The 24,990-nt window shown below is 74.0% G+C and carries 20 protein-coding genes, 1 tRNA gene and 1 riboswitch; of the genes, 8 read left to right on the top strand and 13 right to left on the bottom strand.

Features of this window, described 5'->3' with window-relative positions:
* Window positions 1–15: 15 nt before the first annotated feature.
* Window positions 16–531 (top strand): GtrA family protein, encoded by a 516-nt coding sequence (locus I598_RS10440; RefSeq protein WP_068202901.1) that lies wholly within the window; start codon window positions 16–18, stop codon window positions 529–531.
* Here I598_RS10440 and I598_RS10435 read toward each other — a convergent pair.
* Window positions 493–1,230, bottom strand: a complete 738-nt coding sequence (locus tag I598_RS10435) for a class I SAM-dependent methyltransferase (RefSeq protein WP_068202900.1) — start codon at window positions 1,228–1,230, stop codon at window positions 493–495. The genes I598_RS10440 and I598_RS10435 overlap by 39 nt on opposite strands.
* Window positions 1,231–1,354: 124 nt before the next feature.
* Window positions 1,355–1,428, bottom strand: a tRNA-Gly gene (locus I598_RS10430).
* Between the two features lie 226 nt (window positions 1,429–1,654).
* Between I598_RS10430 and dcd the strand changes: the two genes are divergently transcribed.
* Window positions 1,655–2,230, top strand: coding sequence for a dCTP deaminase (gene dcd, locus I598_RS10425; RefSeq protein ID WP_068202899.1), 576 nt, complete (start codon window positions 1,655–1,657; stop codon window positions 2,228–2,230).
* A 104-nt stretch (window positions 2,231–2,334) separates the two neighbouring features.
* Window positions 2,335–3,462: a hypothetical protein gene (locus tag I598_RS10420; protein ID WP_068205204.1), complete on the top strand. Its 1,128-nt coding sequence runs from the start codon at window positions 2,335–2,337 to the stop codon at window positions 3,460–3,462.
* Between the two features lie 28 nt (window positions 3,463–3,490).
* Here I598_RS10420 and I598_RS10415 read toward each other — a convergent pair whose 3' ends face one another.
* The 4 genes from I598_RS10415 to I598_RS10400 form a co-directional block, all read right to left on the bottom strand.
* Complete coding sequence (locus I598_RS10415; protein ID WP_068205203.1) at window positions 3,491–3,997, bottom strand: methylated-DNA--[protein]-cysteine S-methyltransferase; 507 nt, start codon at window positions 3,995–3,997, stop codon at window positions 3,491–3,493.
* Window positions 3,994–5,547, bottom strand: a complete 1,554-nt coding sequence (locus tag I598_RS10410) for an AlkA N-terminal domain-containing protein (RefSeq protein WP_068202898.1) — start codon at window positions 5,545–5,547, stop codon at window positions 3,994–3,996. Before I598_RS10410 ends, I598_RS10415 begins: the two co-directional genes overlap by 4 nt.
* A gap of 66 nt (window positions 5,548–5,613) precedes the next feature.
* The gene (locus I598_RS10405; RefSeq protein WP_068202897.1) at window positions 5,614–6,303 is read right to left on the bottom strand and encodes a DUF6766 family protein; all 690 of its coding nucleotides are present in this window, start codon (window positions 6,301–6,303) and stop codon (window positions 5,614–5,616) included.
* An 85-nt stretch (window positions 6,304–6,388) separates the two neighbouring features.
* Complete coding sequence (locus I598_RS10400; RefSeq protein ID WP_157557207.1) at window positions 6,389–6,829, bottom strand: hypothetical protein; 441 nt, start codon at window positions 6,827–6,829, stop codon at window positions 6,389–6,391.
* Between the two features lie 82 nt (window positions 6,830–6,911).
* Between I598_RS10400 and I598_RS10395 the strand changes: the two genes are divergently transcribed.
* Entirely contained in the window at window positions 6,912–8,375 is a 1,464-nt protein-coding gene (locus tag I598_RS10395; protein WP_068205200.1) for an MFS transporter, read from the top strand.
* A gap of 6 nt (window positions 8,376–8,381) precedes the next feature.
* Here the strand turns inward: I598_RS10395 and I598_RS10390 are convergent, their stop codons facing one another.
* Window positions 8,382–9,380: an alpha/beta hydrolase gene (locus I598_RS10390; RefSeq protein WP_198155676.1), complete on the bottom strand. Its 999-nt coding sequence runs from the start codon at window positions 9,378–9,380 to the stop codon at window positions 8,382–8,384.
* A gap of 10 nt (window positions 9,381–9,390) precedes the next feature.
* Window positions 9,391–10,371, bottom strand: a complete 981-nt coding sequence (locus I598_RS10385) for an LppM family (lipo)protein (protein ID WP_068202896.1) — start codon at window positions 10,369–10,371, stop codon at window positions 9,391–9,393.
* 156 nt (window positions 10,372–10,527) lie between these two features.
* Between I598_RS10385 and clpB the strand changes: the two genes are divergently transcribed.
* Window positions 10,528–13,161, top strand: coding sequence for an ATP-dependent chaperone ClpB (clpB, locus tag I598_RS10380; RefSeq protein ID WP_068202895.1), 2,634 nt, complete (start codon window positions 10,528–10,530; stop codon window positions 13,159–13,161).
* Window positions 13,162–13,249: 88 nt separating this feature from the next.
* On the opposite strand, the gene I598_RS18300 is transcribed toward clpB, so the two are convergent.
* Window positions 13,250–15,589, bottom strand: a complete 2,340-nt coding sequence (locus tag I598_RS18300) for an LPXTG cell wall anchor domain-containing protein (protein WP_068202894.1) — start codon at window positions 15,587–15,589, stop codon at window positions 13,250–13,252.
* A 169-nt stretch (window positions 15,590–15,758) separates the two neighbouring features.
* On the opposite strand from I598_RS18300, the gene I598_RS10370 reads away from it, so the two are divergent.
* Together I598_RS10370 and I598_RS10365 are read left to right on the top strand one after the other, a co-directional pair.
* A complete protein-coding gene (locus I598_RS10370) occupies window positions 15,759–16,832 on the top strand; it encodes a sensor histidine kinase (protein WP_068202893.1) in 1,074 nt (357 codons plus the stop codon).
* Complete coding sequence (locus I598_RS10365; RefSeq protein ID WP_068202892.1) at window positions 16,829–17,479, top strand: response regulator; 651 nt, start codon at window positions 16,829–16,831, stop codon at window positions 17,477–17,479. The genes I598_RS10370 and I598_RS10365 overlap by 4 nt, the downstream gene beginning before the upstream one ends.
* Window positions 17,480–17,560: 81 nt before the next feature.
* Here the strand turns inward: I598_RS10365 and I598_RS10360 are convergent, their stop codons facing one another.
* On the bottom strand, window positions 17,561–19,003 hold the full coding sequence (locus I598_RS10360) for an RICIN domain-containing protein (protein WP_068202891.1): 1,443 nt from the start codon (window positions 19,001–19,003) through the stop codon (window positions 17,561–17,563).
* 130 nt (window positions 19,004–19,133) lie between these two features.
* Window positions 19,134–20,579, bottom strand: a complete 1,446-nt coding sequence (locus tag I598_RS10355; RefSeq protein ID WP_068202890.1) for a pectinesterase family protein — start codon at window positions 20,577–20,579, stop codon at window positions 19,134–19,136.
* Between the two features lie 419 nt (window positions 20,580–20,998).
* On the opposite strand from I598_RS10355, the gene I598_RS10350 reads away from it, so the two are divergent.
* Window positions 20,999–22,810: a right-handed parallel beta-helix repeat-containing protein gene (locus I598_RS10350; RefSeq protein WP_068202889.1), complete on the top strand. Its 1,812-nt coding sequence runs from the start codon at window positions 20,999–21,001 to the stop codon at window positions 22,808–22,810.
* Between the two features lie 96 nt (window positions 22,811–22,906).
* Here the strand turns inward: I598_RS10350 and I598_RS10345 are convergent, their stop codons facing one another.
* Window positions 22,907–23,758 (bottom strand): C40 family peptidase, encoded by an 852-nt coding sequence (locus tag I598_RS10345; RefSeq protein WP_232314130.1) that lies wholly within the window; start codon window positions 23,756–23,758, stop codon window positions 22,907–22,909.
* A riboswitch (cyclic di-AMP (ydaO/yuaA leader) is annotated at window positions 23,757–23,905 on the bottom strand. It overlaps the preceding gene by 2 nt.
* A 363-nt stretch (window positions 23,906–24,268) precedes the next feature.
* Window positions 24,269–24,967 (bottom strand): septum formation family protein, encoded by a 699-nt coding sequence (locus I598_RS10340; protein WP_083973170.1) that lies wholly within the window; start codon window positions 24,965–24,967, stop codon window positions 24,269–24,271.
* Window positions 24,968–24,990: the final 23 nt, after the last annotated feature.

The raw sequence follows: 24,990 nt of genomic DNA, 5'->3' as shown, positions 1-24,990 counted from the left end.
CGGAGGTCGGCGACCATGGACGATCCCCGGACCCGACCGCCGTGGTGGCGGCGCGCCGTGGCGGTCCTGCGCCGCCGCGAGTCCGCGTACCTCGCCGTCGGCGCGGTCAACACGCTCGTCGGCCTGGCGTCGTTCGCGCTGTTCGAGCAGCTCCTCGGCGACGTCGTCGGCTACCTCGGCGCGCTCGTGCTCGCCTACGCCGTGGGCATCGCCGTCGGCTTCACGCTGCACCGCCGCTTCGTGTTCCGGGTGCGCGGCGACGTCTGGCTCGACCTCGTCCGCTTCGTGGGCGTGCAGCTCGGCGCGCTCGCGGTCAACGCCGTGCTCCTGCCCGCCTTCGTCGAGCTCGCGGGCCTGCCCGTCCTGCCCGCGCAGGTGGTCGCCCTGGCCCTGACGGTCGTGGCCACCTACTTCGCCCACCTGTACTTCTCGTTCCGGCGCCCCGCCGCACCCGCGCGCGACGAGGACCCCGCGTCAGACGAGGACCCCGCGTCAGGCGAGGGGCCGGCGGGCCGCGACGACGACCGATGAGCCGAACGGGAGGTCCCGGCGGGCCAGCACCCGGTCGTCGACCGACCCCAGCGCCATGAGCACCCGGTCGACCGCCGGCGGGGTCCGCGGGAGCCGGACGACGTCGGCGGGACGTCCGTCGTCGGGCCGCACCAGCCCGCGGGCCCGCCGCGCGAGCCGTTCGACGACGAAGGCCGGGAACGTCGCGGCGAACGCGTAGGTCGCCCGGCGCACCTCGAAGCCGCCGTCCTCCAGCGCCGCCACGGCACGCCCGCGGGTGTACCGCCGGACGTGCCCGTTCCGGACGTCGAAGTCGCTCCAGAGCCACTGGTAGGCGGGCACGGTCAGCAGGAAGCGTCCGCCCGGGCGCAGGACCCGCCGGACCTCGGCCAGGACGGCGTCCTCGGGCTCGCAGTGCTCGAGGACGTCGAACGCGCCGACCAGGTCGAACGTGGCGTCCGCGAAGGGGAGCGACGTCGCCGACCCGCACACGCACGAGCCCGGCGTGAGACCCCGCGGGTCGATGTCCAGGGTGACGTGGTGGTGCAGGCCCCGCAGCCACGCGACGCTGGGGCCGTCCGCGCTCCCCACGTCCAGGACGTCGCCCGCGCCGTCGGCGTACGGGCCGAGCACCGTCCGGAGCAGGCGCGCGCGGGTGCGGTACCACCAGTAGTCGGAGCCGGCGAGGGATGCCGACCCGCCGTGCGCGGTCGTCTCCACGGCACGAACCTAGCCGTGCGACGCGCGGGCGTCGTGGAGGGACACCCGGCGGCGGGCGTCCTCGTGCCGGCGGCCGGGTCGGGGAACGACGAAGCCCCCGGCCCATGGGCCGGGGGCTTCGTGCTGGAGCGGGTGACGGGAATCGAACCCGCGCTATCAGCTTGGGAAGCTGAAGTTCTACCATTGAACTACACCCGCACGGTCGTCCCTGCGGTCCTGGCGGACCGTCGAGATGCGCGCACCGGTGATCATACCCAAACCTGGCCGCTGGACCGAACCGGCTCGTCCCGGCCGCGCGTCGAGCGTCTCTGAACGTCGGGGATCAGCGGCCGGAACGCGACATCCAGAGACGCTCGTCGGCGAGACTCGGGCTGCCGGCGAGACGTGGGCCGCGCGCGGCCGGGCGGCGGGCTACCGTGTCCACGTGCTGCTCTCCGACCGCGACATCCGTGCCGAGATCGACGCCGGGCGGGTGGTCCTGGACCCCGACGACCCGGCGATGATCCAGCCGTCCAGCGTCGACGTGCGCCTGGACAAGTTCTTCCGGCTGTTCGACAACCACCGGTACCCGTTCATCGACCCGTCGCAGGAGCAGCCGGACCTGACCCGGCTGGTCGAGGTGGACGCGGGCGAGCCGCTGGTGCTGCACCCCGGCGAGTTCGTGCTGGGCTCCACCTACGAGGCGGTGACGCTGCCCGACGACGTCGCGGCCCGGCTGGAGGGCAAGTCGAGCCTGGGCCGGCTCGGTCTGCTCACCCACAGCACGGCGGGGTTCATCGACCCCGGGTTCTCGGGGCACGTCACGCTGGAGCTGAGCAACGTCGCGACGCTGCCGATCACGCTGTGGCCCGGCATGAAGATCGGCCAGATGTGCTTCTTCCGGCTGTCGTCCCCGGCCGAGCACCCGTACGGCTCGGACGCCTACGGCTCGCGCTACCAGGGCCAGCGGGGGCCGACGGCGAGCCGGTCGTGGCAGTCCTTCCACCGCACCGACGTATGAGCGGGCACCACCGGGACGGACGACGGCGGTATGCGGCGGCGCGGCGCGCCGGTACGGTGACCTCGCACGTCAGCACGCCACGGTCCCGGAAGGAGCTGCGCCAGATGGCCCGGTCCACCCCCACGCCCCTGCCTCGCCTGCCGAGGTCGACGACGCAGGGTCACCAGGCGCGGCACCTGCTCGCCGTGCCGGACGACGTCATGGTCGACGAGGTGGAGGTGCTGGCGCTGTCCCGGTTCGGCGGGACGCGCTGGGACGTCGTCCCGTCGGACCTGCCGGGCGCCGACCTGCCCGCCGGGCGGATCGCCGGACCCGGCGAGCCGGGGGTGCTGCGCCTGAGCCGGCACAGCCACGTCATCGGGCCGTACGCGCCGCAGGGCGACGGGTTCGAGCTCGGGGTCCCCGGCGGCACGGCGATGGTGTTCGACGTCGTGACGCCCCGCGAACGGTGGGACGACCCGCCCTACCCCGGCGGCGGCGACCGCGACGGCCTGGCCCGCGCGTTCCCGGGCGCCCTGCCCAACCGGGAGGAGGAGCGGGTCGTCGCCTGGCTGGTCGCGGCGGCGCGCCGGCTCGGCGGGTCGGTCCGGCTCGACGTCGCGGGGATCTTCGACCCGGCGGAGGCGACCCGACGCGGTGCCGGCGCGGGTGTCGTGCTCACCCCCGACCCGGGGGCGTCGGTGGACCTGACCGTCTGGTCGGACATCTGGCTGGACCCGCAGGCCGCGCACCGCGTCCTGCAGGCGGTGCACCCGCGTGTCGTGCTGGCCACTCAGGGGGCCGACTACCAGGGCCCGCCCGCCGGGATCGCGGAGAAGCCGCTGTACCCGGGCGAGAAGATGGACCCGGACCTGCGCCGCGAGCTGCACGCCCGCGCCGACGACGTCGACATCGCGGCCCTCCAGGCGCCGGTCGTGCTGGACGGGTACGGCCTGACGATCGACCTCGGCCACGACGGCTACGTGACGGTCGAGGTCAACGGCGAGGAGGTCCTGCCGCTCCTCGTCAAGGAGCTGCCGTGGGCGGGCAACGGGGCGATCTGCTACCGCGTGGTCTGGGACCCGCCGGACCTGCACGAGGCGCAGATGGAGTTCCCGCAGCCGTCCCTGGTGGTGGCGCGCAAGCGGGCGTCCGACCTGGTGGGCCGGGTGGCGGCGGCGCTCCACCGGGCGGTCGGCGGGGAGATCGCCGACGAGGCGGAGTTCCTGCTCGCCCCCGAGGACCTCGGCTGAGGTCGTCGGGTCCGCAGGACCGGGCCGCTCAGGCGGTGCGCTCCCGGGCGAGCAGCGACTCCTTGACGGCGAGCCCGTAGCGGAACCCGCCGAGGGTGCCGTCGGAGCGCAGCACCCGGTGGCAGGGCACGAACAGTGCCGCCGCGTTCTGCGCGCACGCCCCGGCGGCGGCGCGCACCGCCGCGGGCCGACCGGCGCGGGCGGCGTACTCGGTGTACGTCACCGGGTCGCCGGGGGCGACGTCGCGCAGCACGTCCCAGGCGTGCTGACGGAACTCCCCGGACCGCTGCCGCACCGGCACCCGCCCGACGGCGGCGTGGTCGCCCGCGTAGTAGGCGCGCACCGCGGCGACGGGAGCGGCGACCCGCGCGTCGTCGGTGTCGACGGGCTCCACGTCGTCGGGCCGCAGGCCGGGGTGGACGAGAGCGACGAGCCCCGCGACGTCGTCGGTCCAGCCGGAGGCGAGGACGACGCCGTCGTCGGCGAGGATCGTGAACGGGCCGTCGGCGGTGGCGAGGGTCGTGGTGGCGGTCATGGGGTCCTCCTCGGGGTGGTGGCGACGCGGGCGCCGACGGCGGCGCGCCACAGGTGTCGGGCCGCGTACGAGCGCCAGGGCGCCCACGCGGTGGCGCGCTCGGCGAGCGCGCGGGGGTGGTCGGGCAGGCCGAGCGCGCGGGCGCCGGCGCGGAGCGCGACGTCGCCGGTGAGCCAGACGTCGGGGTCGCCGAGGACGCGCAGCGCCACGTATCCCGAGGTCCACGGGCCGATGCCGGCCAGCGCCTCGAGGTCGGCCCGCAGGGCGGCGGTGTCCGCGCCGACGTCCACCGCGAGGTCGCCGTCGGCCAGCACCCGCGCGGCCCGGGTCACCGTGTCCTTCTGCCGGGCGGGCAGCGCGAGGTGCCCCGCCCCGTCGTCGGCCACCTGCGCGGCGGTCGGGAAGAGCCGGGTCAGCCCGGGCAGGCCGGAGTCGTAGGGCGTGCCCGTCGCGGCGGCCAGGCGTGACAGGTGCGTGCGCGCGGCCGCCACGGAGATCTGCTGCCCGACGACGGCGCGCACGACGAGCTCGTGGGGGTCGGTCGTGCCGGGCACCCGCAGGCCGGGCGCGGCGGCGACGGCGGCCGTGAGGGCCGGGTCGTCGGCGAGCGCGGTGTCGACGGCGACGGGGTCGGCGTCGAGGTCGAGGAGGCGACGCACCCGCGCGACGGCGGTGGCGACGTCCGCCAGCGCCGCGAGCTCGAGGTGCAGGGCCACCCGCCCCGGCCCGGCGCCGGTGACCTCGACCGCGCCGGGACCGTGCGACAGCGCCATCGTGCGGGCGTAGCGGGGGACTGCCGGGTCGGCCTGCTCGACGCCGTCGACGGCCCGGGCCGCCAGGTAGGCGACGACGTCCGCCAGGTCGAAGGGTTCGCGCACCGGCAGGACGAGGTCGAGCCGGACGCGCCCCGGTGCACCGGCAGCCGGGGAGTCCACGGCACCAGCGCCGTCCCCGCCGGTGCCGGTGCGGACGGTCGGGGTCCGTCGCCGGGCGCGCAGCTCGGTGGGCGTCGTGGCGAAGACCTCGCGGACCGTGTCGTTGAGCTGGCGGATGCTGCCGAAGCCGGCGGCGAACGCGACGTCGGCCACCGGCAGGTCGGTGCTGGTGAGCAGGGTCCGCGCGGTCTGGGCGCGCTGGGCCCGGGCGAGGGCGAGGGGCCCGGCCCCGAGCTCGGCGACGAGCACCCGGTGCAGGTGGCGTGGCGTGTAGCCCAGGTGCGCGGCGAGCCCCGTGACGCCCTCCCGGTCCACCACGCCGTCGGCGACGAGCCGCATCGCGCGCCCGGCGAGGTCGCGGCGCAGGTCCCACGCGGGGGTCCCGGGGGCGGCGTCCGGCAGGCAGCGCTTGCAGGCCCGGTACCCGGCGTCGTGCGCGGCGGCGCTCGTCAGGTAGAAGGTGACGTTCTGGGGCAGGGGAGTGCGGGCCGGGCAGGACGGGCGGCAGTAGATCCCGGTGCTGCGCACGGCGGTGAAGAACTGCCCGTCGAACCGGACGTCGCGCGCCGTGATGACGCGGTAGCGCTCGTCGAAGAGGGCGGGCGTGGTGCTCATGCCGTCCATCGTCGCCCGCGCACCCCATCCCGGGCTAGCGGGAATCGGACACGACGGTGGTTGCCGTCAGCCCTCGACGCCCGTGCTGTCGTGCGGTTGACCGACAGGCTTCGACTCCGGCGACCCGCGCTCGCGCAGATACACCGAGAGCACCACCATGGCCAGCACGGCGAGCATCTCCGACTGCCAGTTCTGCAGGGTGCGGTCCCAGAAGTCCGGCAGCAGGACGTACTCGGTCCAGGTCACCGGGTCCTGGAGCCCGCGGAGCTGTTCCTCGCTGTACGCGACCGCACCGGTGAAGACCTGGGCGAGCCAGGAGCCGACGAAGACCGCGCCCATCGTGAGCGTCAGCGACCTGGAGAAGACGGCGAGCCGCCACCCGCCGGCGCGCGCCCACGCCGGCGAGTCGGCGCGGGCGTGCGAGCCCACCTGCTGCTCCGCGTCGGACTCGCGCCCCGCCGCTCCGACCGGCTTCGACTCGGGGGAGCCTCTCTGGACGAACCAGACCGTGAGGGTGATGAACAGCAGGAACTGCAGGAACTCGGACTGCCAGTTCTCGGTGACGTCCACCCAGAACGCCGAGGAGGTGAGGTAGTCGCCCAGTCGGAGCGGATCGAGACCGGCCGCGACCTGCTCCCGGTCGTGGCGGGCGTGCCCGGCCCAGGCGTGGCCGGCCAGGGTGAGCAGGAACAGGGCCAGGAAGGACAGGCCGAGCGAGCTCTCGCGCAGCAGGCGCGCGCCGGTCCGCCCGCTCATCGCTGCAGCCCGGCGACGAGCGCGGCGGCCAGCAGCCCGAGCGCCACCAGGACGAGCGTGGTGACGAACAACACCCGGGGCCCCTTCACGGCTCGACCACGCAGTCGTAGGGGCGCTCGCCCCTCGGGTCGCAGCCCACCGCGGTGACGACCCAGCTCGTGCCGTCCACGGCGAGGAAGACCGTGTCTGTCTCGGTGACGACCTGCGCCTGCCCGCCGGCCCGTCGCACCTCCAGCACGGTGGCGTCGGCGGCCCTGCTGACGAGGACGCTCCCCGGGCCCTCCGGCGCGAGCAGCGCCTGCGGGCAGGCGCGCCCGTCGGGGTCGGTGCCGACGACCTCCGACCGGGAGTCCGGGGCGAGGGCCGCGCACGCGGCCTCGCCGTCCGTCGTGGCGACGGCCGTGTAGAAACGGGTCACGACACCGGCGACGTCCGCGTCCTCGCCGGCGCCGCACCCGGCGAGTCCCGCCGTGGCGAGCAGCACGAGCGCTGCAGAGGACCTGCGGCGCGTTCGACGAGGCTGCACCATCACCATGCTGCTCGCCCCGGGCGAGCGCGCAACCGGGGCTCGGGATGCCAAGACGGATGCCCAGGCGTACAACCGGAGCATGGCCTCGACGAAGAGCAGCGCACCGCTGCGCACCATCACGACCGACGTCCCGGCACGCCTCGACCGTCTGCCGTGGTCCCGGTGGCACTGGATGATCGTCGTCGGACTGGGCACCGTGTGGATCCTCGACGGCCTGGAGGTCACGATCGTCGGCAACCTCTCCGACGCCATCAAGGGGCCGGACGGACTGGGGCTGACGAGCGCGGACATCGGGCTGGCAGGTGCCGTCTACGTCACCGGCTCGTGCTTCGGGGCGCTGCTGTTCGGGCAGCTGACCGACAGGTTCGGGCGCAAGAAGCTGTTCATCCTCACCCTCGCCGTATATCTGGTGGGCACGGTGCTCACGGCGTTCTCCATGAACCCCCTGTACTACTACGCGATGCGGTTCCTCACCGGCATGGGGCTCGGCGGGGAGTACGCGGCGGTCAACTCCGCCATCGACGAGCTGATCCCGGCGAAGTACCGCGGGCGCATCGACATCCTCATCAACGGGTCGTACTGGCTGGGTGCGGCCGGGGGAGCCCTGCTGACCATCCCGCTGCTCAACCCCGAGCTGGTACCCGCGTGGCTGGGCTGGCGGCTCTGCTTCGCGCTGGGCGCCGTGCTCGGCCTGTGCATCCTGTTCGTGCGCCGCAACGTGCCGGAGAGCCCTCGCTGGCTGTTCATCCACGGCCGCGAGGACGAGAGCGAGCGGATCGTCACGGACATCGAGGAGCGCGTGGTCGACCAGCACGGCGGCGACCTCGCCGAGCCCGACGCCGACATCACCGTCAAGCAGCGCCGCACGATCAGCCTCGCCCGGGTCGCCCGCACGGTGTTCCGCGACTACCCGCGCCGCACGGTGCTGTGCCTGGCGATGTTCATCGGACAGGCGTTCCTCTACAACGCGTTCTTCTTCACGTTCGGCGACACCCTCCAGACGTTCCTCGGGGTCGACCAGACGGGCGTCTACATCGCACTGTTCGCGGTGAGCAACTTCCTCGGGGCCCTCGCTCTCGGACCGCTGTTCGACAGCGTCGGGCGGGTGCGCATGATCTCGGCCACGTACATCGTGTCCGGGGTGCTGCTGGCCGTGGCGGGCCTGGTCCTCGGCGACCTGACGGCGTGGACCCTGACGTTCTTCGGCATGGTCGTCTTCTTCGTCGCGTCCGCCGGCGCGAGCTCGGCCTACCTCACGGCGAGCGAGATCTTCCCCATGGAGACCCGGGCGCTGTGCATCGCGTTCTTCTACGCGATCGGGACGGCCGTCGGCGGTATCTCGGGCCCGCTGCTGTTCGGGCGGCTCATCGAGTCGGCGAGCAGCTCCGGGGACATCACCGGCATCGCCGTGGGCTACTACATCGGCGCCGCGCTCATGATCGGTGGGGGAGTGGTCGCGATGTTCCTCGGCGTCGGGGCCGAGCGGAGGTCCTTGGAGGACGTCGCCGAGCCGCTGTCGGCCCAGGACGCCCGCGAGGGCTGAACCGGCTCAGACGCTCGCGTCGACCCACTCGACGACGGCCTGCAGGAACTCCTCGCGCGCGGGCGAGCGCGACAGCGACAGGTCGTGGGCGCCGCCGGCGATCGTCATGAGGTTGACGTCGTCGCCGAGCCGTGGCGCGATCGCGCGCATGTGCGCGACGTCGAGCACGGTGTCCGACGTGAGGTGCTCGGAGGCGGTGGTGCGGTCCGAGGTGAGCACCAGCACGGGGATCTCGAGGTCCAGGCCCCGCGCGAGGCGCCGCTGGGCGCGGCGCACCGACCGGAACCACGCCACCCGCACGGGGAAGGGGGCGTGCGGCTTCCACGCCGGGTCGAACGACCACTCCCCGCCGTGGTCGAGGTGCAGGGCGCGGGCGTAGTCGTCGCCCAGGTGCGAGACGACGGCGCGCGGTGCGACCGGGGCGAGCACCTCGGCCAGGGCCGCGGCCGCCCAGCGCAGCGGGAGCCCGGCGTGGTGCTGGAACCAGGGGCTGTTGAGCACGAGCGCGTCCGCCCGCCCGGCGCGCGCCGCCGCCCACAACGGGGCGATCAGCCCGCCGGTCGAGTGCCCGAGCACGACGAGCCGGTCGTGCCCCGCCCCACGGATCTCGGCGGCGGCGGCGTCGAGGTCCTGCGCGTACACCGCGACGTCCGGCACCAGGTTCGGGTCACCGCCCGCCGCGACGTGGCTGTCCCAGGACCGCCCGTGCCCGCGCAGGTCGACGGCGTAGAAGGCGTGCCCGGCGGCGGCGAACGCGCGGGCGACGTGCGGGTGGAAGAAGTAGTCCGCGAACCCGTGCACCGCGAGCACCGCGACACGGGCAGGAGCGCCGCCGGGTGCGACGGAAGGCGTGTGCCGCACGAGCGTCGCCTCGGCGCCGCCGGGCAGGGGGAGGGCCCGGGCCTCGAAGCCCGGGCCGAGCAGGTCGTCGTGCCAGCCGTCCGCCGGCCCGGGGGACGGCGGGACGGCGTGGCGGCGGGCGGTGTCGTCGCGTGCGGAGGTCACGGGGCGGCCGTCAGCGCGGGTTGGTGTCGTACGGGTCGACCGGCGGCTGGCCCGGCTGGACGCTGGGCGGGTTCTGGCCGGGGGCGGGCGGCGTCTGCCCCGGCTGCGACCCGTGGCCGGGCGCCTGCTGGCCGGGCAGGGACCCGAAGACGTCGCCCTGCGGCGCCGCGGCAGGCTCCGGTCGACGGTTGTTGCGCACGATCAGGGTGACCACGAGGCCGATCACCGCGAGCCCGGCGACCAGGCCCACGATCCACCAGGGGAAGCCGGCGTCGTCCGTCGCCGCGACGTCCTGCGCGTCGGTGCTGCCGGTGTCCGTGCCGGCCCCGGAGCCCTCGGAGGCCTCCGTGCCCGGCTCCGTACCGCCGCCGGCGGCGCCCCCGCCCGCGACGGCCGAGCCGCGGGCCGACATCTCGGTGGTCTCGCCGAAGGCCGGGTTCCAGGTGACGGTGGTGCCGTCGACGGTGCCGTTGGTCTCGGTCACGTCGCCCGGGAAGGTCACGGCGATCGTCACGAGGAAGGTGTCGAGGATCTCCTGCGGCATCTCCTGGGACCCCTCCATGCCCTCCGCGCCCTCGCTGAGGTCCATGACGCCCGAGACGACGTACTCGTCACCCTCGCGGGCGATCGACAGCTCCTCGTCGGCCCCGGAGAACTCCTCGATCGGCTGGTCCTCGAACGTGAAGGTGGTGCCGGTGTACTCGTCGTCGGCGTACGGCTCCTGGGACGCGCCGTCGGGCAGCTCGGCGCCCATCTCGCCACCGGCCTGGTCCCACAGCTCGCCGGCGTCCATGCCCATCGACTCGGCGACCTCGTTGGAGATGGCCATGACGATCGTCCCGGAGACGGAGTCGTCCTCCGTGAGGGTCATGTTCATCTCGATCTTCATGCAGCCGGCCAGGACGAGCAGTCCGGTGACGGCGAGCAGGGCGGCGAGGGCGCGGCGGGTGCGCTGGCGAGCGGCTCCGGCGGCGGTGGTGAGGTGGGTCACCCCTCCAGCATCCCGCACCGTGCCCCGTCCGTCATCCCCGCCCCGGGTCCCGGACGCCCGGCGAGCGGGGAGGTGCGGGACGAAAGTTGAGTGGAATAGACTCAACTTTGCACCCGTTGGCATCCGTAGACCACGACGACGGACACCGGAGGATCCATGGACACGAAGTTCACGACGATGTCGCAGCAGGCCATCGGCGACGCGGTCGCCACCGCGTCGGCCGCCGGCAACCCCCAGCTCGAACCCGCCCACCTGCTCGGTGCGCTGCTCGCCCAGACGGGCGGCGTCGCCGTCGGGCTGCTCGAGGCCGTCGGCGCGGACCCGCAGCAGGTCGGCCGTGCGACCCGCGCCGCGCTCGTCGCCCTGCCGACCGCGAGCGGCGGCAGCGTCGCCCAGCCGTCGCCGTCGCGCGCGCTCCAGACCGTGCTCACCTCCGCCGGGCAGGAGGCCCAGGCGCTCGGCGACGAGTACGTCTCCACCGAGCACCTGCTCATCGCCGTGGCCGCGGGCTCGTCGTCCGCCGCGCAGGCCCTCACCTCCGCCGGGGCGACCGCCGACGCGCTGCGCGCCGCGCTCCCCGCCGTGCGCGGCTCCGCCCGCGTCACCAGCCCGAACCCTGAGGGCACGTACAAGGCGCTCGAGCAGTACGGCAGCGACCTCACCCAGCGGGCCCGCGACGGCCGCCTCGACCCCGTCATCGGCCGCGACGCCGAGATCCGCCGCGTCGTGCAGGTGCTGAGCCGCCGGACCAAGAACAACCCCGTGCTCATCGGCGAGCCCGGCGTCGGCAAGACCGCCGTCGTCGAGGGCCTCGCGCAGCGCATCGTCGCCGGGGACGTCCCGACCTCCCTGCAGGGCAAGCGCCTCATCGCGCTCGACCTCGTCGGCATGGTCGCGGGCGCCAAGTACCGCGGCGAGTTCGAGGAACGCCTCAAGGCCGTCCTGGAGGAGATCACCGCCTCCGACGGCGAGGTCATCACGTTCATCGACGAGCTGCACACCGTCGTCGGCGCGGGCGCCGGCGGCGACGGCGCCATGGACGCGGGCAACATGCTCAAGCCGATGCTGGCCCGCGGCGAGCTCCGCATGGTCGGCGCCACCACGCTCGACGAGTACCGCGAGCACATCGAGAAGGACCCCGCCCTGGAGCGGCGCTTCCAGCAGGTCTTCGTCGGCGAGCCGTCCGTCGAGGACACCGTCGCGATCCTGCGCGGCCTCAAGGAGCGGTACGAGGCGCACCACAAGGTGACCATCGCCGACTCCGCGCTCGTGGCCGCCGCCGCCCTCTCCGACCGGTACATCCCCGGGCGCCAGCTCCCCGACAAGGCCATCGACCTCGTCGACGAGGCCGCGTCGCGCCTGCGCATGGAGATGGACTCCTCGCCCGTCGAGATCGACGAGCTCCAGCGCGTCGTCACGCGCCTGGAGATGGAGGAGGTCGTCCTCAAGGACACCCAGAACTCGGGGGACGCCGCCGCCGCCGACCGGCTGGAGAGGCTCCGCGCCGACCTCGCCGACCGGCGCGAGGAGCTCGCCGCGCTCACCGCCCGCTGGGAGTCCGAGAAGGCGGGCCACAACCGGGTCGGCGACCTGCGCGCCCGCATCGACGAGCTGCGCACCGAGTCCGACCGGCTCCAGCGCGAGGGCGACCTCGAGGCCGCCGCCCGCCTGCTCTACGGGGAGATCCCGCAGGTCGAGCGCGAGCTCGCCGAGGCCGAGCAGGCCGAGGCCTCCCTCGAGGAGGCCGAGGTCGTCGCCGACGAGACGCCCATGATCGCCGACAAGGTCGGCGCGGACGAGGTCGCCGAGGTCGTCGCGGCCTGGACCGGCATCCCCGCGGGTCGTCTGCTCCAGGGCGAGAGCGAGAAGCTCCTCGGCATGGAGGACGTGCTCGGCCAGCGGCTCATCGGGCAGCAGTCCGCCGTGCGCGCGGTGTCCGACGCCGTCCGGCGCGCCCGCGCCGGCGTCGCCGACCCCGACCGTCCCACCGGGTCGTTCCTGTTCCTCGGCCCCACCGGCGTCGGCAAGACCGAGCTCGCCAAGGCGCTCGCGGACTTCCTGTTCGACGACGAGCGCGCCATGGTGCGCATCGACATGAGCGAGTACGGCGAGAAGCACAGCGTCGCCCGGCTCGTCGGGGCGCCTCCGGGCTACGTCGGGTACGCCGAGGGCGGCCAGCTCACCGAGGCCGTGCGGCGCCGGCCCTACTCCGTCGTCCTGCTGGACGAGGTGGAGAAGGCGCACCCCGAGGTGTTCGACGTCCTGCTGCAGGTGCTCGACGACGGCCGCCTCACCGACGGTCAGGGCCGCACGGTCGACTTCCGCAGCACCATCCTGGTGCTGACCTCGAACCTCGGCTCGGGGTTCCTCGTCGACCCGACCCTGGACGACGCGGCGAAGCGCGAGGGCGTCATGTCGGCGGTGCGGGCGGCGTTCAAGCCGGAGTTCCTCAACCGGCTCGACGACGTCGTGCTGTTCGACGCGCTGAGCCTGGACGAGCTGGGCCGGATCGTGGACCTGCAGGTCCAGGCGTTCGCCCGGCGTCTCGCCGACCGGCGGATCACGCTGGAGGTCACCGACGCGGCCCGGGAGTGGCTGGCGCTGGAGGGCTTCGACCCCGCCTACGGCGCCCGCCCGCTGCGCCGCCTCGTGCAGCGCGAGATCGGCGACCGGCTCGCCCGGCTGCTGCTCGGCGGGGACGTCGCCGACGGGGACACCGTCGTCGTGGACCGGGACGGCGCCGGGCTCGCGCTGAGCCTCGCCGCCGAGCCCGGCGTCGCGACCCGCTGACGGACGACCCGCCGGCACGACGAGAACGCCTCCCGACCGGAGCTCCGGTCGGGAGGCGTTCGTGGTGCTCCGCGCTGGCGGCGGCGCGTCAGCGTCCTTCGCCGTCGTCCGCGCGCCCCGTGCGGCGGCGGGAGGCCAGGACCAGGCCGGTCCCCGCGAGGGTGATCGCCGCGGCGGCGGCGAGCAGGCTCGCGTCGGCGTCCGCGCCCGTCCGGGGCAGGGTCTGCGGACCCGTCACCGTGGCGGTCTCCGCGGCGGCCGGGATGTTGGCCGGGTCGGTCGCGTCGGCACCGCCCTCGACGACGTCGCCGCCGGTGGCCACGTAGATCGGCGCGACGGGGAGCCTGCCGCCCGTGTCGCCGTCCCGGTGGGTCCCGCGTGCGGTCCCGGTGTCGTCGCGACCGTCGGTCGTGCCGGGGTCGCGCGGGTCTGCCGGGTCCTGCGGGCCCTCCTGCGGGTCCTCAAGGTCCGCCGGGTCGACCGGTTCGGTCGGGTCGGACGGGTCCGCGGGGTCGACGGGGTCCGTGGGGTCGACGGGGTCGACCAGCTGCTCGGGCTCGTCCGCCAGCGTCACGCCGATCCAGTCCCAGGCGGTCGTCGGCCGGTCGAGCTCGCCGAGGCCGATGAACCAGTGCTGGAACTCCGACGGCGTCCACTCGCCCGTCTCGGGGTCGGTGGTGCCCCCGCCGTTGTTGGTGTGGTCCATGCCGGTGTAGAAGTGCGGGCTGCCCTGCTGGGTGCCCTGGGCGGATCCCCAGAGCTGGAACGCCGGCAGGTCGGCCACCGACATCCCCGCCGGGACCCGGACGAACACCTTCTGCCCGGGGGTCACGCTGTCCACGACACGCCCCTGGCCGTCCACGAGCACGACGCCCTCGGGCATCGCCGAACCGTCGGCCGTGCGGAGCTCGACGTGGACGTCACCCGTCCCGCCGACCAGCGAGGCGGTGAAGCCGTAGTCCGTCGCGCCGTCCGCACGCTTCACGTACCCGTCGGAGACGAAGCCCGGCTGGGGCATGACGACGTTGGCCGTCAGCGCCTGCTCGATGAGCCACGCCGCCGTCTGCAGGGTGGCCATCCGGTCGCTGTTGTAGGCGGAGGCCCAGTCGCGGGTGGAGTCGTAACCGTCCCAGTTGCCGTCCTCGGGGTACGGCATGGCCTCGAACTGCTGCAGCGCCTTGTCCGAGATCGTCACGTGGTCGTTCTCGTCGACGTCGAACATCAGGCCCATGACGTCGTGGCCGGTGGAGAAGTACCAGACGGCGAACTGCGTGGCCTCGTACGCCGTGTAGTCGAGGCGCTGCTCCATCCGGTTGCCGATCTCGGCGTCGAACCACTCGCGCACCTGCGCTTCCGTGAAGGACCCGGCGTCAATGCTGCTCTGGTACTGGCCGAGGTAGGCCTCCCACGTCATCCGCGGGCTGACGGCCACGCCGGCGCGGTCGAAGAGCCGCTGGGCGTCCGCGGCACGGGCGGTCATGTCGTTCCCGCCCTGGTACCCGTTGACGAGGATCGTCTGCTGGGCCGAGGTGTTCTCCCAGTGGATGCCGTCGGGGTCGGGTGAGACGGTCTCGTCGCCGGACCACGCGTGGTACCAGGAGCCGGCGATGTCACGGTCGTAGACCATGTGCACGGTGCCGTCGTCGTCCACGAGGGTGTGGTGCAGGATGTGCAGCTGCGGCGTCCCGCCCCAGCCCGACCAGTCCTTGCCGGAGCCGCCGTCGACGGGGTCGAGGAAGTACCAGTAGTCGCAGCCGAAGCCGTCCTGGCCGCCGTCGTGCCAGTGCGGCTCGTACGCGGAGTCGGGGTAGGAGGCCTGCGTGGCGGAGAGCGCGGTGGCGCCGCCCGCGGACGCGGCGAGAGCCGACGCCTGCGGGGCCTGCGTGGTCGCGGCGTCGGTCGCGTCCGTCGCGACGGGAGCCGTCGCTTCCTCGGTGGCCTCGGTTGCCTCGGGGGCGGGCGGCTCGTCCGTGTCCGTGCTCGGGGACGCCTCGTCGGCGGGGGCGTCGGCCTCGTCGGTCGCGTCGTCGGAGGCCTGCTCGTCGGAGGCGGGCTCCTCGGCGGCGTCCTCGGCGGGCTCCACGGCCGGTGCGCTCTCGTCGGCGTCCTCGGCGTCCTCGACGTCCTCGGCGTGCTCCTCGGGGGCCGCCGCGTCGGTGGGCTCCTCGGGTGCGGGGGCCACGACCGGGTCGACCGGGGCCGGCGACGACCCGCTCTCGGTCGACGTGTCGGAGGTCGCGACGTCCTGGGTGCCGGACTCCTCCGTGGACTCCTCGGTGGGCTCGGCGGCCTGCTCCTCGGCCGGGGCCGACGAGGTGGGCGCCGTCGCGGGGGAGGTGTCCCCCTCGGCGGCGAACGCGGTCAGCGGCACGCCCAGCGCGAGGGCGGTCGAGACGGCGGAGACGGTGACGGTGCGCAGTGCCTTCATGATGCTTCCCTGTCCTCGGTCGGTACGTGCTCTTGCTGATGACTCCACGTTCCCGCCGGGAGGGGGTCGCCCGGCACGCCCGAACGGTGGTCGTCGCTACCGCCGAAAGTCGGTCGTCCGGCGGCCGCCCCGCACCGCACTGGGAGGCGTCGCTCGTTAGGCTGGCCGGGTGGACGGCGCCCCGACGCGGGAGGACACGGTCGTCGCCGTCGCGTGCGCGGTCGCGGGGGTGCTCCTGGTGCTGCTCGCCGGGTCCGGCACGGGGTGGGCGCCGGTCGGCCTCGAGCTCGCGGCGCAGACCTGTGCGGCCGCACTCCTGATCTTCCGCACCCGCCACCCCGTGCTCGTCCTCGCCGGGTGCGCCGTCGCCAGCCTCGTGTCTCCCGTGGTGGCGGCGCTCGGTGCGCTGCACGCGGTCGGACTGCGCGTGACGTCGTCGCGCACCAGCCTCGCGGCGGTGCTGGCAGCGGTCGCGGTGTCGTGGCCCACCTGGCTGATCACGACCGAGGCTGCCAGCCCCGCGCTGCTGTGGCTGGGCATCCTGGTCCTGCTCGCCGCCTATGCCGCGGGCCGTCTCCAGCACCAGCAGGCGGAGGCCGACCGCCGCGCGTCGGCCGCCGCCGAGGGCCGGGCCCGGCGCGCCGAGCGGGACGCGCTCGCCCGCGACCTGCACGACGTCGTCTCCCGGCGGATGAGCTACGCCGTGGTCGAGGCGGAGGTGCTGGGCACCAGCACCCGGGACGACGAGGTGCGCCGGGCCGCCACCGAGATCGCGGAAGGGTGCCGGGCGTCGCTCGCCGAGATGCGGACGGTGCTGGAGGTGCTGAGCGACGCACCCGCGGCGCCCCCGCAGGACGGCAGCGGTCCTGACACCGTGGACGCGCTCGCCGCGGAGGCGCGCAGGGTCGGCCAGCCGGTGCGGGTCGCGGGTGCTCCCCTGCGGAACCCGCCCGACCTGATCGACCGCACCGTGCTGCGGGTGGTCTCCGAGGGCCTCACCAACGCCGTCCGGCATGCGCCGGGCGCTCCCACGGCCGTCGAGGTCGCGCGGTCGGACGACCAGGTGCGGGTGACGGTCGAGAACGAGCGGCCCACGCGACCACCCACCGGGCTCACGACGGGAGGGTTCGGGATCGACGCGTTGCGCGAGCGGATCTCGCTGCTGGGAGGCACCCTGCACGCAGGGCCGACCGACGACGGTGGCTTCCGGCTGTGCGCGGTGCTTCCCGGGGAGGACGCATGATCGAGGTCGTGGTGGTGGACGACGAGGCGCTGCTGCGCGCCGGGATCGTGCAGCTCGTCGCGTCGGCGCCCGACCTCGAGGTGGTCGGTGAGGGGGGAGACGGCGCCGCGGCGGCCCGGCTCGTGCGGGAGCACGCCCCCGACGTCCTGCTGCTCGACATGCAGATGCCCGGCATGGACGGCCTCGACGCCACGGTCGTCGTCCACCGCGAGGCCCCCGGGACGGCGGTCGTCGTCCTGACGAGCCACCTGTCCGAGGAGTACGTCCTGCCCGCGTTGCGCGGGGGCGCCGTCGGATACCTGCTCAAGGACTCGACGCCCGCCGAGCTGCACCAGGGGATCCGCGCCGCGGCCGCCGGGGACGCCGTCATGTCGCCGGCGGTCACCCGGCACCTGCTCGCGGCGGCGGGCCGGGACGTCGGTGGCCGACGGGAGGAGGCCCGGCGGCGGCTCGCCGTGCTGGCGCCGAAGGAGCGCGACGTCGTCGACGCGCTCGCCGACGGGCTGTCGAACGCCCAGGTCGGGCGCCGTCTGTACCTGGCGGAGTCGACCGTCAAGGCCTACCTCGCCGCCGCGATGTCCAAGCTCGGCACGGCGAACCGGACGCAGACGGCGATCCTCGCGCACGAGGCGCGCGACGAGGCGTGACCGGGCACCCCGGCGGCACGGCGGTCCCTGGTGTGACGGACCGCCGTGCCACCGCACGTCGTCGGCGTCGCGGGCGGGCCGTCAGCCGATCGACGCCTGCGGACCGGCGCCCGCACGCACGATCGACGGGACGTCGGCCGCGGCGTCGAGCGTGTACGGGTAGAAGGAGCGCGGGTCGAACGCGGTGCCGCCCGACTCCTGCCGGCCGCTGGAGCTGACGACGATGCTGCCCGACTGTGCGAGCGCGGCGGTGCCGTCGCGGTAGAACGGGTCCTTCACACGCTCGAACCAGCTGTTCTGCAGCACCATCTTCGTGCCGCCGCGCGCGTAGTTGCCGTAGCCTGCGACGTCCTGCAGGTAGTTGTTGTAGAGGTGGGCGTACGCGACGTTGTCGGTGCTGGGGTTGCGCTGGTTGGTGTCGCGGACCCAATTGTGGTGGATGGTGATCTTCGCCGTGACGTTGTCCGTCCAGCCGATGCCGAACGCCTTGTTGTTCTCCTCGAGCACGTTCCACGAGACCGTGAGGTTGGTGGTGTCCTTGCGCGAGTCGATGAGGCCGTCGTTCATCCGCGTGAGGCGGTTGTGGTCGATCCACACGTGGTCGGCGCCGTCCATCTGGATGGCGTCGTAGTCGAACTCCTTGTCGTCCGGGTCGTCCTCGGTCATCCGGGTGTCCCGGATGGTGAGGTTGCGGAGGATGACGTTGCTCGTGGTGTCGCCGAGGAAGAACCCGCCGCCGACGATCTCACCGGAGGTGCCCCTGCCGATGATGGTCTTGTCCGAGGCGACCTTGAGCTCCTTGCCCTTCGGCGAGATCGTGATCGGCGCGGCGACGGTGATGACGTACCTGCCCGACGCCGTGACGTACTTCTCCAGGTCGGCCTGCGTCGTGACCGTCACGGCCGTGCCACCCGCACCGCCGGTGGTGCCTCCGTCGGTGGAGGCGAACCCGTCGGCGGTGGACGACCAGCCGCTGCCGCTCCCGGTGGTGGTGAACCGGAGCTGCTTGTTGGTGTTGTGGGTGCAGCCTTCCTGGACGACGGCGGCGCCGCTCGCGGTGGACGCGCCCTGGATGCTGAGGCAGAGGCCGTTGGCGGCGTTGGCGACGAGGTAGGAGCCGTCGCGTGACGGGGTGAGGCGCCATTGCTGGTTGGTCTGGGCGGGCTTGCAGCTCCACTGCTGGATGCGGGTGCCGACGGTGGTGCTGCTGCTGGGGACGTCGAGGCAGCGGTTGCTGTGGATGTTGCGGAGCTGGTAGAGGTCGCCGCTGAGGGGTTCGAGGGCGAACTGCTGCCAGGTGTCGCCGCTGCAGCTCCACTGCTGGAGCTGGGCGGAGTTGTCCATCGAGCCGGCGACGACGTCGAGGCAGTGGCCGCTGCGGGCCACGGTGATCTGGTAGGTGCCGGCGGGTGGTGCCGCGGTGGCGGTGGTGGTGGTGCCGATGGCGAGGCCGGTGGCCAGGACGGTGGCGGCGGTCGTGACGGCGGCGAGCCGTCGCCAGCGGTGCTTGGTGCGGTGGGTCATCTCGTGGACGTCCTTCCTGGGTCGTGACGTGCCGGCCGTGCCGGCGGGTCGTCCGCGTCGTTGCGGGCAGGGGGGGACGGCTGTCCGGTGGTCCGGACAACGCGTCGACGGTCGTCGTGGGCCGGGCGTCCTAGCCCACGGGGTTCCAGCCGTCGGAACCGGCGAGGTACTTCTGCGGGGTGTACTCCGCGGCCTGGGCGTCGGAGAGCTGCGGACGGTTGGAGCTCACCGTGGCTCCTGCGCCGGTGTTCCGGTACTCGAGGAACCGGGCGTTCTGCCAGGTGCTGCCCGACATGTCGGTCCACGGCTGGGAGGTCTTGATCGTCGCGGACAGCTCGGACTCGCGGTAGAGCACCTGTGCGCCCTGCCGCCAGGGTCGACCGAGCTGGGTGGTGCCGTTCGTCGCGCCGGTGATGCGCGACTGGTGGAAGAGGAACCCGTACTTGCGCTCGGCCGGAGTGCTCGCCGCCGTGATCGGACCGCCGGTGGTCCGCTTCTCGTGGATGTTGCTGCGGTGGAACACGGCGATGCCACCGCCGTAGATGAAGTCGACCGTGCCCTCGACGTACGTGTCCGTCACGTACGCGCGGGCGGCGTCGTTGACCAGCAGGGTGTCCTGGTCGCCCAGGATGCGCAGGTCGTCCAGGAGGGTCTTGTCGGCGTTGAGGTACATCGCCAGCGCCTGGTTGCCCTCGGTCGACACGGACTCGTCGTGGTCGTTGGAGACGGTGAGGTTGTCGGCGCGGAAGTTCGCGCCCTCCACGACCAGCGTCGCGCTGCCGCGGTGGCTGCCGCCCTCGCCCGCGCTGACGCCGTCCACGATGACGACGTCCGCCGGGTCGTCGCCGAGCCCGACGAGCTCGACGAACGGCTTGTCCCTGCCGACGACGACCTTGCCGCGGTACGTGCCGGGCGCGATGGTGATCGTCTGCTTCGTCGTGGCGTTCGCCGTGACGGCATCGACCGCTGACTGGACGGTGCGGAAGTCGCCGGAGCCGTCGGCCGCGACCGTCGCGTCGCCGGTCCCGGCACCGCCGCCGCTCTCGGTGAACCGGAGCTGCTTGTTGGTGTTGTGGGTGCAGCCTTCCTGGACGACGGCGGCGCCGCTCGCGGTGGACGCGCCCTGGATGCTGAGGCAGAGGCCGTTGGCGGCGTTGGCGACGAGGTAGGAGCCGTCGCGTGACGGGGTGAGGCGCCACTGCTGGTTGGTCTGGGCGGGCTTGCAGCTCCACTGCTGGATGCGGGTGCCGACGGTGGTGCTGCTGCTGGGGACGTCGAGGCAGCGGTTGCTGTGGATGTTGCGGAGCTGGTAGAGGTCGCCGTTGAGGGGTTCGAGGGCGAACTGCTGCCAGGTGTCGCCGCTGCAGCTCCACTGCTGGAGCTGGGCGGAGTTGTCCTTCGAGCCGGCGACGACGTCGAGGCAGTGGCCGCTGCGGGCCACGGTGATCTGGTAGGTGCCGGCGGGTGGTGCTGCGGTGGCGGTGGTGGTGGTGCCGATGGCGAGGCCGGTGGCCAGGACGGTGGCGGCGGTCGTGACGGCGGCGAGCCGTCGCCGGCGGGAGCGGGTGTCGGTCATGTCCGACGGTCCTTCCTCAGGGCGTGGCGGACCGGTGCGGTCCACCGCCCGCGTCGTCGCGGGCCACGAGGTAGACGTCGGACGGATGACCTCGACAACACTTTTCCAACGATGGATGGGCGCTAGCATCCTGCGGGGTCCGACGACGTGGACGGACGGAGGAGGGTGCATGGACGGGACGACCGAGCTGGTGGTCCGGGCGCAGGACGGTGACCGTGCAGCCCTGGACGAGCTCCTGGGCAGCCATCTGTCGTTGGTGCACGGCGTCGTCGCGCGTGCCATGGGCGACGACGGCACCTGCCGCGCCGACGTCGAGGACGTCGTCCAGGAGACCATGCTGCGGGTCGTGACGTCGCTCGGGGTCCCTGCGCGAACCCGACCGGTTCCGGTCCTGGGTCGTCGCCGTCGCCTACCGGCAGATGCAGGACCACCACCGTGCGCGGCGCCGCCGGGCCGTCCCGCAGGACCCCGTCGTCACCGCGGCGATCCCCGACGACGCGCCGGACCCGGCCGACATCGCCTCCGCCGGTGCCGTCGCCGACGACGGACGGCGCGGGCTGGCTCTCGCCGCCCGATGGCTGGACCCGGCCCACCAGGCGGTCCTCGGCCTGTGGTGGGCCGAGGCGTGCGGGCAGCTCGGGCGCGCGGACCTCGCCCGCGCGCTCGACGTCGGCCGCCGCCACGCCGCCGTGCGCGTCCAGCGGATGCGCGGACAGCTCGACGTCGCCCGCGGGATCGTCGCCGCGCTGGACGCCGCTCCGCGCTGTGCCGACCTCGCCCGCACCGCCACGGGCTGGGACGGCACCCCCTCCCCTCTGTGGCGCAAGCGCCTGGACCGTCACGTGCGCCGCTGTGACACCTGCCTGAGCGCGTCCGCCGCGCTCGTTCCCCCGGAGCGCCTCGTCCCGGCGCTGGGCCTGCTGCCCGTGCCGGTGGCGCTCTCGACGTCCGTGCGGGAGCTGAGCGCGTCCCCGCCGGTCGCCTCCGGGGCCCCTGTCGGCTGGTGGCAGGGCTGGGTGGAGCCGGTGCGCGACGGCTGGGAGGCGATCGTCGCCCGACCGGCGGCGGCGGTCACCGCGGTCGCCCTCACGGTCGGCGGCGGGGCGACGGTGACGACGGTCGTGATGTCCCCGGAGCGGCCGCCGGCGGTCGTCGTGGCGAGCACGCCGTCGCCGGACGCCCGCGACCGTCCGCCCGAGACCTCCTCGTCGGAGCCTTCGCACGAACCTGTCGCGCCGAGCCCCGCCGAACCGGTGGAACCCCCGCCGGACGGGACGACGCGCGGTGTGGTGACCGCGGACCTCTACGTCGCGCCCGACGGCTCGGACGCCGCGGACGGCAGCTGGGCCAGGCCGTTCGCCACGGTGGCGCACGCGGTCGAGGTGGTCCGCCCGGGCCAGACGGTCGCGGTGCGCGGCGGCACGTACGTCGTGGACGAGCCCCTGCGACTCACGACCGACGGGGCACCGGGCGCCCGGATCGTGCTGTCCGGCTACCGCGACGAGCTACCGGTGCTCGACCTCGGGCAGGTGCCGGCCGACGAGTGGCCGATCGTCCAGGACGCCGATCACTGGACGGTCGGCAGCCTGGAGATCCGGGGCTCCCGGAGCCACGGGTACGTGTGCCTGTCCTGCGCGGCCTCCGTGTTCGAGCACCTGGACGTGCACGACAACACCCGCTCGGGGCTCGAGCTGAGGGGCGAGGGCACCCGAGACAACGTGGTGCGCGACAGCGCGTTCCACCACAACCACGACGACTCGGCGGGCGGCTCCGCCGGGATCGGGCTCGGCGTGAAGTTCGGGTCGGGGGAGGGGAACGTCGTGATGCGGAACCGGTTCTTCGAGAACGCGGACGACGGCGTCGACCTCGGGGACTTCGGCAGTGCGGTGACCCTGCGGGACAACGAGTCGTACGGCAACGGGTTCGACCGGTGGGGGATCGCCGGCTGGCAGGGCAACGGCGGCGGCTTCACGCTCGGCGGCGGCGACGACCCGCCGGCGGTGGCCCACGTCCTGGTCGGCAACGTGGCGTGGGGCAACGGGCACCACGGGTTCACCGACGGCGGTAACCGGGGGGCGCTCCTGTTCGCGGGCAACGTCGCCCGTGACAACGGCGGGGCCGGGTACTTCCTCGCCGACGCCGCGGCCGTGCTCGACGGGGACGTCGCGACCGGCAACGACGTGCCGGCGAAGCTGGGGGACGCCGTCGTCGGCGACGTCGCCGCGCCCTGACCGCCGGGGGCGTCCGGAGCGCCGGAGCCTGCGACGACGAACGGGCGGCAGGCGCACCCGGGGGGTGCGGCCTGCCGCCCGTTCGTGGCGGAGCCGTCAGACGCGGATGAACGTCGGGTTGTCCTGCCACATGCTGCGCTTGACGACGCCGGTGCGCGGGTTGCCGGCCTCGATGACCTTGCCCTTGCCGGCGTAGATGGCGACGTGGCCCGGCGTGTAGACGATGTCGCCGGGGCGCGCGGCGGAGCGCGAGACGCGGTGGCCCACGCTGCGCTGCGCCGACGACGAGCGCGGCAGGTTCTTGCCGGTCGCCTTCTTGTACACGTACGACGTGAAGCCGGAGCAGTCGAAGCCGCGGGGGCTGGAGCCGCCGTACACGTAGCGCGAGCCGATGTAGCGGTGCGCGACGGAGACGACCTTGGCGCCGGAGGTCTTCTTGGCCTTGACCTTCACGGTGCGGTGCTTGGTGACGTCCGCCAGCCCGGTGGAGGCTGCGGCGTCGGCGACGATGCGGATCTTGTTGCGGCCGACGTCGTACTTGCCCCACGTCGGGCGGAAGCGGGCGACGCCGTTGGCGTTGAGCTTCTTGACGGCGACCTTCTTGCCGTCGATGAAGACCTTGGCGCGGCCCTTGACACCGTCGCCGGCGCGGGTGGCCTTGACGGTGTAGACGGGGCGCGTCTTGGCCTTGCCCTTGGTCCCGGTCTTGCGGGAGACCGTGATCGAGACGCGGGGGGTGGGCTTCTTGGCGGTCACCACGGTGCCGCCGAGGGCCTGCACGTTCGTGGCGTTGGCGCCGGCGGGGGCCGCGGAGGCGGACTGCGCACCGGCGACGAGGGTGCCGCCGGCGAGGGCGGCGGTCAGCGACATCGCGAACGCTGCACGGCGAAAACGGCGATGGCTGTCGGTGGCGGCGTGCGGGCGCGCGCCGGTGAGGGCGTGGGTCATCGTCTACCTCTCCAGCCTGCGAGATGAGCTGTCGGATTAGGCCGAGAAGTGTTGGCCTGCCGTCCAGGGACGGCTTCACCCCGAGGGCGACCGTGAGGTCGCCCGGATGTGGTTCTCCCGCTGCTGCCGTGAAGGTTTGTCAGGCGACCGTCCGCCGGCAGCACTCGGCTTGCGGATCGGTGCATCGCCACGCAGGGACGCGGTGCGACCCGGGCACGCTAGCCAGCGTGGACCGCGAGGTCACAATCAGATAACGGCGAGTCGTGGATGCTTTCCTGGAGAAGATGTGAAGGAACTCGTCCGGAGGGCGAAAAGCCGCAGGTCCGGCATGTCCGTCCCGGGCGGACGGACGCGGGCGAAAGGGCGGTCGTTTTGCCCGGAATGCCGGATCGCCGCCGGCCGGGTCGTCCGCCGACGGGGGCCGTCCGTGCAGGTCAGCGCGGCACCTTCACAACTCGCGTGGCGCCCGCGGCCCCGACCTGCCCCCAATGTCGCCCGGGTCACACCCGATCACTCGAGCAGGTCGCCCGGCAACGGCGTCGCGGACGTCGCGAGGCACAGTCCCGCCCGGTCCCCGTCCGCCCACGACTCCGCCGTCGGCGTCCACACCGAGAACGTCAGGTCCGCCGGGACGGTTCCCCGTGCCTGCGGCCCCAGCAGGTCGGCCGTGCACGACCGTGCCGCCGTGCGAGCCAGGACGTCCTCGCCCGGCCACACGGCCTCGGGGGCCGAGTCCGTGCGGCCCACCACCTGCGCACGGTGCTCGTCGTCGCACGGCACCACGTCGACCGTCGTGACCGGGGACGACTCCGGCACCGTCGCCAGGCACGACCCGAGGACCAGCTGCACCGCGTTGACCCGTGCCGGCGCGGTCACGTCGGCGGACACGGGCTCCCAGGCCCGCTCGCGGGCGCTCGACACCAGCCACGAGACCCCCGCGGCGACCCCCACGACCAGCACCACGGCGGTCAGCACCCCCGCGACCCACCAGCGGGCCCGCCGTCGGGCAGCCGCCCGCTCCGCCGCCGTCGGACCACCTGGCGCGCCCCAGCGGCCGCCGTGCACCGCCGGGTCCGGGTGCGCGACGACGTCGGGCACGACGCGGGCGCCGTCCGGGCCGCCCGTGATCGGTGCGGGAACGGGGCCGGTCCCGGCCGGGACCGCCGGACCCGGGGAGGCGAAGCTCGGCTCGTCGGGGCGCTCGGTCATGGCCACAACCTATCCGGGCGGAC

The sequence above is a fragment of the Isoptericola dokdonensis DS-3 genome, assembly GCF_001636295.1.
GTDB classification, from domain to species: domain Bacteria; phylum Actinomycetota; class Actinomycetes; order Actinomycetales; family Cellulomonadaceae; genus Isoptericola; species Isoptericola dokdonensis.
The sequence above is the reverse complement of the archived record's forward strand: the minus strand, read 5'-3'. Positions and strand labels throughout refer to the sequence as shown.